The 12,693-nt window shown below is 68.4% G+C and carries 11 protein-coding genes and 1 tRNA gene; 3 read left to right on the forward strand and 9 right to left on the reverse strand.

From position 1 onward, the window contains the following. Positions 1-17: 17 nt before the first annotated feature. Positions 18-1,193, reverse strand: a complete 1,176-nt coding sequence (gene pncB, locus CBM2586_RS10760) for a nicotinate phosphoribosyltransferase (protein WP_115687479.1) — start codon at positions 1,191-1,193, stop codon at positions 18-20. 366 nt (positions 1,194-1,559) lie between these two features. Between pncB and fdxA the strand changes: the two genes are divergently transcribed. The 3 genes from fdxA (at position 1,560) to CBM2586_RS10775 (ending at position 3,395) form a co-directional block, all read left to right on the forward strand. After that, positions 1,560-1,883, forward strand: a complete 324-nt coding sequence (fdxA, locus tag CBM2586_RS10765) for a ferredoxin FdxA (RefSeq protein ID WP_012353337.1) — start codon at positions 1,560-1,562, stop codon at positions 1,881-1,883. An 86-nt stretch (positions 1,884-1,969) separates the two neighbouring features. Further along, positions 1,970-3,079: an NAD(P)/FAD-dependent oxidoreductase gene (locus CBM2586_RS10770; RefSeq protein WP_231942431.1), complete on the forward strand. Its 1,110-nt coding sequence runs from the start codon at positions 1,970-1,972 to the stop codon at positions 3,077-3,079. Positions 3,080-3,319: 240 nt separating this feature from the next. Further along, positions 3,320-3,395, forward strand: a tRNA-Asn gene (locus tag CBM2586_RS10775). 147 nt (positions 3,396-3,542) lie between these two features. On the opposite strand, the gene CBM2586_RS10780 is transcribed toward CBM2586_RS10775, so the two are convergent. The 8 genes from CBM2586_RS10780 to kdpC form a co-directional block, all read right to left on the reverse strand. Beyond that, on the reverse strand, positions 3,543-4,310 hold the full coding sequence (locus CBM2586_RS10780; RefSeq protein WP_115687481.1) for an IclR family transcriptional regulator: 768 nt from the start codon (positions 4,308-4,310) through the stop codon (positions 3,543-3,545). A 59-nt stretch (positions 4,311-4,369) separates the two neighbouring features. Then, a complete protein-coding gene (locus tag CBM2586_RS10785; protein WP_115687483.1) occupies positions 4,370-5,530 on the reverse strand; it encodes a CaiB/BaiF CoA transferase family protein in 1,161 nt (386 codons plus the stop codon). A 13-nt stretch (positions 5,531-5,543) separates the two neighbouring features. Beyond that, on the reverse strand, positions 5,544-6,710 hold the full coding sequence (locus tag CBM2586_RS10790) for an acyl-CoA dehydrogenase family protein (RefSeq protein WP_115661658.1): 1,167 nt from the start codon (positions 6,708-6,710) through the stop codon (positions 5,544-5,546). Positions 6,711-6,758: 48 nt separating this feature from the next. Next, on the reverse strand, positions 6,759-7,736 hold the full coding sequence (locus tag CBM2586_RS10795; protein ID WP_115687485.1) for a Bug family tripartite tricarboxylate transporter substrate binding protein: 978 nt from the start codon (positions 7,734-7,736) through the stop codon (positions 6,759-6,761). 47 nt (positions 7,737-7,783) lie between these two features. Then, complete coding sequence (locus tag CBM2586_RS10800; RefSeq protein WP_115661656.1) at positions 7,784-8,173, reverse strand: cupin domain-containing protein; 390 nt, start codon at positions 8,171-8,173, stop codon at positions 7,784-7,786. Positions 8,174-8,356: 183 nt separating this feature from the next. Then, entirely contained in the window at positions 8,357-9,052 is a 696-nt protein-coding gene (gene kdpE / locus CBM2586_RS10805; protein WP_115661655.1) for a two-component system response regulator KdpE, read from the reverse strand. Positions 9,053-9,083: 31 nt separating this feature from the next. Continuing rightward, positions 9,084-11,948, reverse strand: a complete 2,865-nt coding sequence (locus CBM2586_RS10810) for a sensor histidine kinase (RefSeq protein ID WP_115687487.1) — start codon at positions 11,946-11,948, stop codon at positions 9,084-9,086. A gap of 99 nt (positions 11,949-12,047) precedes the next feature. Beyond that, a complete protein-coding gene (gene kdpC, locus CBM2586_RS10815; protein ID WP_115661653.1) occupies positions 12,048-12,677 on the reverse strand; it encodes a potassium-transporting ATPase subunit KdpC in 630 nt (209 codons plus the stop codon). Positions 12,678-12,693 lie beyond the last annotated feature (16 nt).

The following is a 12,693-nucleotide window of genomic DNA, read 5'->3' on the forward strand; positions in this document are numbered from 1 at the left end:
CGCTGTGCCGAGGCCTGCTACGCGGGCTGCACCGAATACACCTGGCGCAGGTAGGCCAGGTAGCCGGGATCGTCGCACATGGTCTTCTCCGGCGTATCGGACAGCTTGGCCACCGGCTGCCCGTTACAGCGCACCATCTTCAGCACGATCTGCAGCGGCGTGTAGCCGAGGTCGTTGGTCAGGTTGGTGCCGACGCCAAACGCCAGCCGGCAGCGGCCATGGAAGCGCTGGTACAGCTCGATCACGCGCGGGATGTCGAGGCTGTCGCTGAAGATCAGCGTCTTGCTGCGCGGGTCGACGCGGTTGGCGGCGTAGTGGGCCACCATGCGCTCGCCCCACAGCACCGGATCGCCGGAATCGTGGCGCACGCCGTCGAAGAGCTTGCAGAAATACAGGTCGAAGTCGCGCAGGAAGGCGTCGAAGCCATAGGTGTCCGACAGCGCGATGCCGAGGTCGCCACGGTACTCGCGCGCCCAGCGCTCCAGCGCAAACACCTGCGAATCGCGCAGCCGCGGACCCAGCGCCTGGCAGGCCTGCAGGTATTCATGCGCCATGGTGCCCAGCGGCACCATATTGTGCAGGCGCGCGAAATGGACGTTGCTGGTGCCGGCCAGTTGCGGGCCCAGCAGGCGCCGCATGGTCAGCAACACCTCTTCCTGCCAGTCGCGCGAGAAACGACGGCGCGTGCCGTAGTCGGCGATCACGCAGGCGCTCAGCGCGGGCGTCTTCAGCAGCGCCAGCTTGGTTTCCAGCCGGCGGCGGCCTTCGGCCAGGTCGGGCCGCGGCTGGGTGCGGCGGAAGTAGACTTCATTGACGATGGCCAGCACCGGCACTTCGAACAGGATGGTGTGCAGCCACGGGCCGATAATGGAAATCTCGATCTCGCCATTGCCCTGCGGGGACGGCCGCACCGAGACATATTTTTCGTTGAGGTGGAACAGTCCGAGAAAATCGACGAAATCGCTCTTGATGAAGCGCAGGCCGCGCAGGTAGGTCAGCTCATCCTCGGTGAAGCGCAGCTGGCACAGGTGCGCCACCTCGGCGCGGATCTCGTCGATATACGGGGTGAGATCGATGCCCGGGTTGCGGCACTTGAAGCGGTATTCCACTTGCGCCTGCGGGAACTGATGCAGCACCACCTGCATCATCGTGAATTTGTACAGGTCGGTGTCGAGCAGGGACTGGATGATCATAGCGGGCCAGACGGCGATGCCGGGTCAGATCGCCATGCTACCTGAAGCCGGCCCCTGCCGGCTGGCCGGGTGCTGCCACGCAGCATGCCGGCGAACAGACAAAGCCGCCGGCCGGCCACCATGCGTTAAATCAAAAGTACATAAAGAAATAAGAAAACTATCTGATCCAGCTATATAGAGCCGCTATCCTTGCCAGAAGGCTCGGCTACAATACCGGTTTCCGAAAGGCCTCGGCCGGCGCTCGCCCCGCCCATGCTGCCCTGCGGCACTAGGGCACCCCCCATGTGATGGATGCGGCGGGTCCCGCCGGCAAGAAGCGGCCCTACAGTTTCCCATTAAAAGCCGACCCGTTTTCCTGGAACCGAAATGACTCACGTTGTCACCGAATCCTGCATCCGTTGCCGCTACACAGACTGCGTTGACGTGTGTCCGGTCGATTGTTTCCGCGAGGGCCCCAACTTCCTGGCGATCGACCCGGATGAGTGCATCGACTGCGCCGTGTGCGTGGCCGAGTGCCCGGTGAACGCCATTTACGCCGAGGAAGACGTGCCGGGCGACCAGCAGCAGTTCATTGAGCTGAACGCCGAACTGGCGCGCGCGTGGCCTTCCATCACCAAGACCAAGGCCCCGCTGGCCGAGGCCGAGGAATGGAAGGACGCCACCGACAAGCTGCAGTACCTGGAGCGCTGAGCGCACCGGGCAGCAAAGAAAGCCGTCCCCACGCGCTTTCCGCAATGCCGGGCACCCGCGTGCCCAACCAACGTATCAGGACGAATATGGACTTGAGCATTCCAAATCCCGTTGCCGACACGACCAAGCAGGTCGAGGGCGGCAGCCCCGCAGGCGGCCAGCCGCTGGAAATCGACGCGCTGATCGTCGGTGCCGGTCCGGTCGGTCTGTTCCAGGTATTCGAACTGGGCCTGCTCGAGATCAAGGCCCACGTCATCGATTCCCTGAAGGTCGTTGGCGGCCAGTGCGTGGAGCTGTATCCGGACAAGCCCATCTACGACATCCCGGCCGTGCCCAGCTGCACCGGCCAGGAACTGACCGACAACCTGCTCAAGCAGATCGAGCCGTTCGAGCCCACCTTCCACCTGGGCCAGGAAGTGTCAGTGGTCGAGCGCCGTGACGACGGCCGCTTCTTCGTCGAGACCTCGCTCGGCACGCGCTTCATCACCAAGACCATCTTCATCGCCGCCGGCGTGGGCTCGTTCCAGCCGCGCACGCTCAAGGTCGACGGCATCGACAAGTTCGACGGCAAGCAGCTGTTCTACCGCGTCAAGGATCCGAGCCGCTTCCACGGCCGCAACCTGGTGATCGTCGGCGGCGGCGACTCGGCGCTGGACTGGACCCTGGACCTGGTCGGCAAGGCCGAGTCGGTGGTGATGATCCACCGCCGCGACGGCTTCCGCGCCGCGCCCGCGTCGGTCGCCAAGATGAAGGAACTGTGCGAGCAGATGGAAATGCAGTTCCTGGTCGGCCAGATCAGCGGCTATGAAGAGAAGGACGGCGTGCTCACCGAGATCAAGGTGTCGGGCGCCGACGGCGTGACCCGCCGCCTGCCGCTCGACGACCTGCTGGTGTTCTTCGGGCTGTCGCCCAAGCTGGGCCCGATCGCCGAATGGGGCCTGGACCTGGAGCGCAAGCAGATCAAGGTGGACACGGAAAAATTCCAGACCAATATCCCCGGCATCTTCGCGGTCGGCGATATCAACACCTATCCTGGCAAGAAGAAGCTGATCCTGTCTGGCTTCCACGAGGCCGCGCTGGCCGCGTTCGGTGCAGCGCCGTATATCTTCCCCGAGAAGAAGATCCACATGCAGTACACCACCACCTCGCCGAAGCTGCACAAGGTGCTGGGCGTGGAATCGCCGGTGTTCGACTGACCTCCCCGCAGGTCCGCAGAAAAAACCGCCGCGAGGCGGTTTTTTCTGGCACAAAGCCGGAACCGTCGCTATAATGCGGCCTCGCTGTTCCGCGCCCATGGTTCCGAAGCCGGCATCCGGCCCTCTGGATCGCACGCCAGACAGCAAGCCAGCCTTCCCTGCACCCCGCGACGAGAACTAAATGTCCAAAGGGTGTTGACGAAGAAAAGAGAAACTGGCTATAATTTCTTTCTCAGCTGTTCCCCGATAGCTCAGTCGGTAGAGCGACGGACTGTTAATCCGCAGGTCCCTGGTTCGAGCCCAGGTCGGGGAGCCAACCGATACGGAAGCCCGGTGCAAACGCACCGGGCTTTTTCGTTTTGCCGCTTTGCTGTTTTCCGCTTGCGCGTGGGTTCGCTTGTCAGTCCGACGCGGAACGCCACGGCGCATCCGGCCGCAACGCCCCCCCCCTTCCCCGCTCTCGCTACCCTTGCAACGACGGTGCCGCGGCCTCCAGCGCCGCGACGATGCCCTGCGTATTGAGTTCCACCCGGTGCAGCGGCCCCGCCACCGACAGGCCATAGGTTGCGCCGCCGATTGTCACAGGCACGGCGATGGCGCCGAGGTCGGGAAACGACTCGCCGAAATTCGGATACCAGCCCTGCTTCTGCCAGCCTTGCATCGCCGCCTCCAGCGCCTGCGCCGAGCCGATGGTGCGCGGCGTGCGCGTGGCAAAGGACACCCCCGACAACAGCTCGGCGCGTGCGCCGGCCGTCAGCGTGCCGAGGATGGCGCGCCCGATCGAATTGACATGCGCGTCGCGCAACTCGCCCGGCGCGGCGATATAGCGTACCGGGTTAGGGGATTCGCGCACTTCCAGATACAGCACGCGGCCGTCGTCCTGCAGCTTGCCGAACACCACGGTCTCGCCGGTGGTGTCGCGCAGCGACTCCAGCACCGGCTGCACGCGCTCCAGCAGCGGGTCGTTGCGGGTGATGCGCTGCGCGATCTCGAGCAGCCGGCGCGTCGGGTAGTAGCCCTGGCGGCGCCCGGTTTCGTAGAGATAGCCCAGCGAAGCCAGAGTGCGGATCAGCCCCAGGCAGCTCGACATCGGCGCGCACAGCAGCTTGGCCAGCTCGGTCAGCGTCAGCGAGCGCCCTTCGCGCGCATAGATTTCCATGATCTCGATCACGCGCAGCGCCGTCTTGACGCTGCCGTAACCGGACTTCTCCGCCGCTTCGTTTGCTGCCATCGTTTGGCTTCCTCGACTTCAATATCCGTGGGCCGGATTGTACGCGGCGGCGGCGCGGGTCAGTCCTCCTGACGCGTGGCGTGCGGCAGGACCTGCGGCCAGCTGCGGATATTGCCGGGCGTGCGCGAGAAGCGCGTGGGTATGCCCACCCCGCGCAAGCGCCCTTCGCTCGGATGCTCGTACTCGAACATCATGCCGGTGGCGCGCAGGTGCGGGTCGTCGGCAAGGCTGTCGAAGTGCGGCACCTCGCTGTGCGGGATGTCGGCATCGCGCAGCAGCGCCAGCCATGCGGCGGTGGTGCGCTGCGCGACGATCTCGGCCAGCGTGGCATAGAGCGCGTCGATATTGGCGCTGCGCGCGGCCGGCGTGGCATAGCGCGGATCGCTCGCCAGCGGTGCGTGGCCGGAGACATCGAAGAAGCGCTGCCATTGCGCGCTGGTGTACGGCAGCAGCGCGATATGCCCGTCGCGGGTGCGATACGGCTTGCGGTGCAGCGACATCACGCGGGGATAGCCGGCCGGCCCGAGCGGCGGCACGAAGGTCTGCCCGGCCAATTGCTCGGTCGCCAGGAATGACACCAGCGTCTCGAACATCGGCACCTCGATGGCCTGGCCCCGGCCGGAACGCTCGCGCTCGTACAGCGCCATCGGAATCGCATAGGCCACGGTCAGCCCGGCGACCTTGTCGGCGAGGATGGTGTTGACGTACTGCGGCCCTTCGTTCGAGTTGGCGCCCTGGAACTGCGCCATGCCGCTGCGCGCCTGGATGATGTCGTCGAAGGCCGGCGCGCCCGCGTACGGCCCCGACTCCGAATAGCCATAGGCGCCGCAGTAAATCAGCCGCGGATGGTCGGCGCACAGCGAGGCATAGTCGAGCCCGAGCTTGCGCAGCGACTGCGGTCGCACGTTCGAGACAAAGACGTCGGCGCCGGCGATCAGCGCCTTCAGCGCCGCCAGGTCGGCGGGCTGCTTCACGTCCAGCACCACGAACTGCTTGTTGCGGTTCAGGTTGAGGAAGCTGGCGCCCATGGCGGCGTGCCGCGCCGGCTCGGCGTGGCGGAACACGTCGCCGGCGGGCGGCTCGACCTTGATCACTTCGGCGCCCATGTCGCCGAGGATCTGCGTGGCATACGGCCCCATCGCCACCGAGGTCATGTCGATCACGCGGATCCCGGCCAGCGGCCCGGTCGGCGCACTGCCCTGCAATGGCTTGTCTGGCATCGCCCGCTCCCGCTCAGTACGACTTGGGCAAGCCCAGCACGCGCTCGGCGATAAAGCACAGGATCAGCTGCGGGCTGACCGGCGCGATGCGCGGGATATACGATTCGCGCAGCAGCCGCTCGACCCGGTACTCGCGCGAATAGCCCATGCCGCCCAGCGTCAGGATCGCGGTCTGGCAGGCATTGTGGCCGGCCTCGGCGGCGAGGTACTTGGCGGCATTGGCCTCGGCCCCGCACGACTGGCCCGCGTCGTAGCGCGCCGCGGCCTTGAGCATCATCAGGTTGGCCGACTCTAGCTGCATCCAGGCCTGCGCCAGCGGATGCTGCACGCCCTGGTTCATGCCGATCGGGCGGCCGAACACCACGCGTTCCCGGGCGTACTGGGTGGCGATGGCCAGCGCCGCGCGTCCCAGCCCGATGGCCTCGGCCGCGATCAGGATGCGCTCGGGGTTGAGCCCGTGCAGGATGTACTCGAAGCCCTTGCCCTCTTCGCCGATGCGGTCTTCGTCGGGGATGAACAGGTCGTCGATGAACAGCATGTTGGTGTCGACGGCGGCGCGACCCATCTTGTCGATCTCGCGGATCTCGATCTTGCTGCGGTCGACCCGGGTATAGAACAGCGACAGCCCCTCGGTCGACTTCTTCACCGACTCCAGCGGTGTGGTGCGCGCCAGCAGCAGCATGCGGTCGGCCACCTGCGCGGTCGAGATCCAGATCTTGCGCCCGCTCACCGAATAGCCGCCCGGCACCTTGCGCGCAAAGGTCTTGAGCTTGGTGGTGTCGAGCCCGGCGTCGGGCTCGGTCACGCCGAAGCAGGCCTTCTCCTGCCCGGCGATCAGCGGCGGCAGGAAGCGGCCCTTCTGCGCGTCGGTGCCGAACACCACCACCGGGTTCAGGCCGAACACGTTCATGTGCACCGCCGACGCGCCGGTCATGCCCGCGCCCGACTGCGAGATGGTCTGCATCACCAGCGCCGCTTCCAGGATGCCCAGCCCCGCGCCGCCGAAGGCCTCGGGCATGGCCACGCCGAGCCAGCCGCCTTCGCACAGCGTCTTGTAGAACTCGTGCGGATAGGTGCCGGACTTGTCGAGGCGGTCCCAGTATTCCATGTCGAATTGCGCGCAGACCTGCTGCACCGCCTCCACGATGGAGGCCTGTTCTTCGGAGAGATCGAAATTCATCGCGTTACCTGCTTGATATCGTTGCCTGGTTCGATGCCGCTTTGCCGCTTATTCCGGCTGGATGCCTGCGTCCTTCACCAGCCGCGCCCACTTCTGCAACTCGGACACGACAAACTGGTTCAGCTCCGCCGGCGTGCTGCCGAACGGCTCGAACCCCAGCGCGTGGAACTGCGCGGCGTGCTGCTTGCTGGTGGCGATCGCCACCAGCTCGCGGTTCAGGCGCTCGACCACCGGGGCCGGCACCCCGGCCGGCGCGAATACGCCGTTCCACGAGGTCACGTCGAAGCCCTTCAGCTCCGGCACGCTCGCCAGCGGCGGCAGGTCCGGCAGCAGCGCGCTGCGCTGAGCGGTGGTCACCGCCAGCGCGCGCAGCTTGCCGGCGCGCACGTTGGCGATGCCGGCGGCGAAGTCGACGAACATCGCCTGCACCTGGCCGCCCATCACGTCGGTCATCGCCGGCGGCGTGCTCTTGTACGGCACGTGCAGCATCTTCAGCCCCGCCATCTTCGACAGCGTCGCGCTCGAAACGATGCCGGTGCTGTTGCCGCTGGCATAGGTCAGGCCCGGATGCGCCTTGGCGTAGTCGATGAACTCGCGCAGCGTCTTGACCGGCAGCGCCGGGTTGACCACCAGCATGAACGGCAGGTTGCCCATGCGCGAGATCGGCGTGAAGTCCTTGACCGGGTCATAGCGCAACTGCTTCATCAGCGACGGATTGGCCGAATGCGTGGTGTTGGTGGTCATGAACAGCGTGTAGCCGTCAGCGGGCGCCTTGGCCACGAACTCGGCGGCGATGGTGCCGTTGGCGCCGGGCTTGTTGTCCACCACCACCGGCTGCTGCAGCGACTCGCCCAGGTACTTCGCGGTCAGGCGCGCCACCGCATCGGTGCCGCTGCCGGCGGCAAACGGCACCACCAGGCGCAGTGGCTTGGCGGGGAATTCATCGGCGGCCAGCGCCGGGGTGGCCGCCAGCGCCGCGCCGCATGCCAGCGCCAGGCCGGCGCAAACGTTCTTGATGGACTTCACGGTACTTGTCTCCTGTGGTTTTATGTCCTGCCCGTGACCGGCCGCCCTCAGGCGGGCCGTATCACGCGGTCAGGGGATTCCTCGTAAGGCGGGGAATAGATCACCAGAATCTTCGCGGGCTCGTCGCTGACCACCGTGAAGACGTGCATCTGGTCCGGCGGGAAGAAGCAGCAATCGCCCGGACCCAGCTCCCGACGCTGGCCGCCGACCTCGGCCACGGCGCGCCCTTCCAGCACATAGCAGACCTGCTCGATGCCCGGGTGCGCGTGCGGAAGCGCGCCCTTGCCCTTCTCGATGGTGCCGTGGATCACTTCCAGGTGGCGCGAGCCGACCGTCGCGGGCGCAATCAGCCGGCGATTGAGCGTGCCGACATGGTTGGCGGGGTGGTAACCCTCGACCTCGGCGGTCGAGATGAAATACACGGGTTGGTCCGGCATGCGGGTCTCCTGCCTGAATTCATATTGATGAATATTAGTTTATACCCATGAATTTGCCCGTCAACCGATTTCGACGCGTGTGCGGGTTTACCGGGAGCGGCCGGCAGGCACGAGCGCCGGCCTCACGTGCCGCGTGATCGCTTGGAAAAAATGCAGGAAAGGAGGATATGAACGCCTGGCGGCTTAGCCGGCGAAACGGTAGCCGACGCCGACCTCGGTCAGCAGCCACGCCGGCTGGGCCGGATCTGCCTCCAGCTTGTGGCGCAGGTGGCCCATGTAGACCCGCAGGTAGTGGCTGCTGTCGGCATGAGACGGTCCCCACACTTCGCGCAGCAGCTCGCGGTGCGTCATGACCTTGCCGCGGTGCGCCAGCAGCACCGCCAGCAGGCGGTATTCGATCGGGGTCAGGTGCACCGCCTCGCCCGCGCGCGTGACCTGCCGGCTGGCGAGGTCGACGGCGACCTCGCCGAACGCCACCTGCGCGCGCCCCTGCGCGCCGGCGCGCGCATGCCGCCGCAACAGCACACGCAGCCGCGCCACCAGCTCGCCCACGCCGAAGGGCTTGGTCAGGTAGTCGTCGGCGCCAGCGTCGAGCGCGCGGATCTTCTCGGTCTCGTCGGTGCGCGCCGACAGCACCAGCACCGGCACTTCGGTCCAGGTGCGCAGCTCGCCGATCATCGAGACGCCGTCGCCGTCGGGCAGGCCCAGGTCCAGGATCACCAGGTCGGGCTGGCGCGTGCCGGCCTCGATCAGGCCGCGCTGCAGCGTATCGGCCTCATGCACGGTGCAGCCCTCGTCCTGCAGCGTCGCGCGCACGAAGCGGCGGATGTGAGGCTCGTCTTCCACCAGCAGCACCGTGGGCGAAAACTCGAATGGCATGACGCGTAGCTTCCTTGAAAAGATGGCGGAGTCAGGCCGGCAAGCCGGCCGCTTCGGGCTCCAGCACGGGCGGGGTGCCGCGCGGCAGCGTAACCACGAAGCGCGCGCCGGTCCCACCGCGCGCCCCGGCCTGCGCCGGACGCACCGGCTCGACCCGGATGCTGCCGCCGTGCGCCTGCACGATCGCCTCGCACACGGCCAGCCCGAGGCCGACGCCGCTGGTGGCCGATTCGCGCTCGCCGCGGGTGAATTTCTCGAACACCTGGCGCGCCATCGCGGCCGGCACGCCGGGGCCGTCGTCCTCGACGATCAGGTGCACCGAGGCTTCGGTCAGCTCGCCGCGCAACCGGATCTCGGTGCCCGGCGCGGTGTACTTGGCGGCGTTCTCGAGCAGGTTGCACAGCACGCGTTCGATCAGCACGCCGTCGCACTCCACGAGCGGCAACGCCGACAGGTCGGCGACCGCCACGCGGTGCCGCGCCAGTGCGTCGCGCAGCGACGCCAGCGCCGCCCCGGCCAGCTCTTCGAAGGACTGCCAGGTCTTGCGCAGCGCCACGTTGTGGCTTTGCAACCGTGCCATGTCGAGCAGGTTGGCCACCATCGCATGCATGCGCCGCGCCTGGTCGCGCATGGCGCCGACGGTTTCGGCCACGCCCGGCGCCAGCGGCGGCGTGCCGCGCTGCAGGGTCTCGGCCATGCCGATCAGGCTGGTCAGCGGCGTGCGCAGGTCGTGCGACACCGCGGCCAGCAGCGAGCTGCGCAGGCGCTCGGACTCCATCGTCAGCAAGGCCTGCTGCGCGACCTCGACGTAATGCAGCCGCTCCAGCGCGATCGCGATCAGCGTGGCGAAGGCATCGGCCTGGCGCCGCAGCGCCGGCTGCGCAAAGGCATGCCACGCGCGCGGCTCGACCGCGAGCACGCCGCGCACCTGCATCGGCGCTTTCAGCGGCAGGTACAGCACGGTGCCGGCCGGCAGCGTGTCGGTGCCGGTGCCGGCCGGCTGGCCATGGTCGAACACCCATTGCGCCAGCACATGGTCGATGGCGTCGCTTTGCGCCGCGACGCCGGCTTGCGCATCGCCCTCTGCATCGGTAGCGGCAGGCAGCAGCCGCCCTTGCGGGCCGGCCAGGAAGAATGCCGCCCGCGCGTCGAACGCCGCCCGCAGGAAGCGGCTGCCGATGGCGACGATCTGGGCATCGGTCAGCGCCGCCGACAGTTCGCGCGCCAGCTCGTACAGCGTGCGCGCATCGGTCTCGCGCTGGACCGACACACGCGCCTGCTCGCGCAGCCCGGCGGTGAGCTGGCCGATCACCAGCCCCACCGCCAGCATCACCAGGAAGGTCACCAGGTACTGCACGTCGCTGACCGCGAACGACAGCCGCGGCGGCACGAAGAAAAAGTCGAACGCCCCCACCGCCACCAGCGCGGCGAAAGCGCCGGCGGTGCGCCCGTGGCGCAGCGCCACGCCCGCCACCGCCAGCAGGAACAGCATGGCGATATTGACCAGGTCGAACCATGGCCGCGCCAGCGCCGACAGCGCGGTGGCGCCGGCGCACCAGGCCAGCGCCCACAGCAGGCCGGGCCACTGCGCCGGACCGGCCTCGTCACCTTGCGCCTCGATGCCACGCGCGCCGCGGGGGGCGTCGGGCACGTCATGCCGGACGCCGTCGGCAGCGACGCGGATCACGTCGACCTCCGGGCACGCGGCCGCCAGCGCATCGGCAAAGCTGCTGCGCCCGAACAGCCAGGCGCGCGCGCCCAGCCACGGCGCCAGCAGCTGCGCCAGCCACCCGTGCAGGCGGCCCGGCAGCGAACCGCCGCGGTCACGCCAGCGCGCCGGGGTGCGGCCGATCAATACCTTGGTCAGGTTGTGCCGCCGCACGTAGCCCGCCACCGCCGCCACCATGTCGCTGCCGGCCAGGGTCTCGGTGCGCGCGCCGAGCGATTCGGCCAGCCGCATCGCCTCGTCGAGCTGCGCGCGCAGCGCGTCCGGCACCGGCGCCAGCCGCGGCACCGACACCGTCACCACATGGCAATCGCAATCCAGCTGCGCCGCCAGCCGGCGCGCGCTGCGCACCACCTGCGCGGCATCGCTGCCGTGGCCGATGCAGGCCAGCACCGCTTCGCGGGTGCGCCACACCGGCTCGATCGACGCTTGCTGGCGGTAAGCGCGCACATCGTCGTCGACGCGCTCGGCGGTGCGCCGCAGCGCCAGCTCGCGCAACGCGATCAGGTTGCCCTTGCGGAAGAAGTGCTGCACCGCGTGGCGGGCCTGTTCGGGCACGTACACCCGGCCCTCGCGCAGCCGGCGCAGCAGCTCGTCGACTGGCAGGTCGACCAGCACCACTTCGTCGGCTTCGTCGAAGACCGCGTCGGGCACGGTCTCGCGCACGCGGATGCCGGTGATGCCGGCCACCGCCTGGTTCAGGCTGTCGAGGTGCTGGACGTTGACGGTGGTCCAGACCTCGATGCCGGCCGAGCGCAGCTCGGCGATGTCCTGCCAGCGCTTGGGATGGCGGCTGCCGGGCGCGTTGCTGTGGGCCAGTTCGTCCACCAGCACCAGCGCCGGCCGGCGCGCCAGCGCCGCGTCGAGATCGAATTCCCGCAGCGCGCGGCCGCGGTGGTCGAGCACGCGCCGCGGCAGCTGCTCGAGGCCTTCGGCCAGCGCCTCGGTCTCGGCGCGGCCATGGCTTTCGACCACGCCCACCACGACATCGCCGCCCCGCTCGTGCAGCGCGCGTGCCGCCGCCAGCATGGCAAAGGTCTTGCCGACGCCGGCCGAGGCGCCGAAGTAGATGCGCAGGCGTCCACGCGCGGCGCGCTCGCCATCGGCCTGCAGGCGTTGCAGCAGGTGGTCGGGATCGGGTCGGAGGCGGTCGGCTGGGCGCGCAGGCATGGTGGGCGTGCTCACGTTGCGGCAGCGTGAGCGCTGCCAGATTGTGCCATGCAGGCCGGCACCTGGCGCGCCGCCTGACCCGCCGCCTGACCCGCCACCTCAGCGCGCCGGCAGCGCATCCAGCGCCAGGTTCAGCCTCAGCACGTTGACGCCGGCCTCGCCCAGCACCGGCAACAGCGGCTGGTCGGTATGCGCGGCGATCAGCGCGCGCACCTGCGCGAGCGGCAGGCCCCGCGCCCGGGCCACGCGCGCGGCCTGGTATTCGGCTGCGGCCACGCTGATATGCGGATCCAGGCCGCTGCCGGAGGCAGTGACCAGGTCCACCGGCACCGGCGCGAGGTTGCCGGGTTCGGCCGCGCGCAGCGCGTCGATGCGCGCGCGTGCCGCGTCGGCCAGCGCCGGGTTCGAGGGTCCCAGGTTGGAGCCGCCGGAAGCCGCGCCGTTATAAGGCATCGGCGCGGTCGCCGAGAGCCGGCCCCAGAAGTCGCCGGGCGCGGAGAACGGCTGGCCGATCAGCTCGGATCCCAGCACCTTGCCGTCGCGCACGATCAGCGAGCCGGCCGCCTGGTGCGGAAAGGCCGCGCCGGCAATCATCGTGATCGCCGCGGGGTACAGCAGGCCGGTCAGCAGCGACAGCGCCAGCAGGATGACCAGCGCCGGGCGCACCAGGCCGCCCTGCTCTTTGGTTTGCGCATTGCGCGCCGAAGCGGGAGTGATGGAAAGGGACATGGCAGTTCCGAAAGTG

Source organism: Cupriavidus taiwanensis, assembly GCF_900250115.1.
Lineage (GTDB): Bacteria > Pseudomonadota > Gammaproteobacteria > Burkholderiales > Burkholderiaceae > Cupriavidus > Cupriavidus taiwanensis_B.

Excerpts from the sequence above, each read along its gene's own strand:
- fdxA (WP_012353337.1), top strand. The coding sequence starts at position 1,560 with ATGACTCACGTTGTCACCGAATCCTGCATCCGTTGCCGCTACACAGAC.
- CBM2586_RS10785 (WP_115687483.1), bottom strand. The coding sequence starts at position 5,530 with ATGCCAGACAAGCCATTGCAGGGCAGTGCGCCGACCGGGCCGCTGGCC.
- CBM2586_RS10780 (WP_115687481.1), bottom strand. The coding sequence starts at position 4,310 with ATGGCAGCAAACGAAGCGGCGGAGAAGTCCGGTTACGGCAGCGTCAAG.
- CBM2586_RS10770 (WP_231942431.1), top strand. The coding sequence starts at position 1,970 with ATGGACTTGAGCATTCCAAATCCCGTTGCCGACACGACCAAGCAGGTC.
- CBM2586_RS10810 (WP_115687487.1), bottom strand. The coding sequence starts at position 11,948 with ATGCCTGCGCGCCCAGCCGACCGCCTCCGACCCGATCCCGACCACCTG.
- pncB (WP_115687479.1), bottom strand. The coding sequence starts at position 1,193 with ATGATCATCCAGTCCCTGCTCGACACCGACCTGTACAAATTCACGATG.
- CBM2586_RS10800 (WP_115661656.1), bottom strand. The coding sequence starts at position 8,173 with ATGCCGGACCAACCCGTGTATTTCATCTCGACCGCCGAGGTCGAGGGT.
- CBM2586_RS10790 (WP_115661658.1), bottom strand. The coding sequence starts at position 6,710 with ATGAATTTCGATCTCTCCGAAGAACAGGCCTCCATCGTGGAGGCGGTG.
- kdpC (WP_115661653.1), bottom strand. The coding sequence starts at position 12,677 with ATGTCCCTTTCCATCACTCCCGCTTCGGCGCGCAATGCGCAAACCAAA.
- kdpE (WP_115661655.1), bottom strand. The coding sequence starts at position 9,052 with ATGCCATTCGAGTTTTCGCCCACGGTGCTGCTGGTGGAAGACGAGCCT.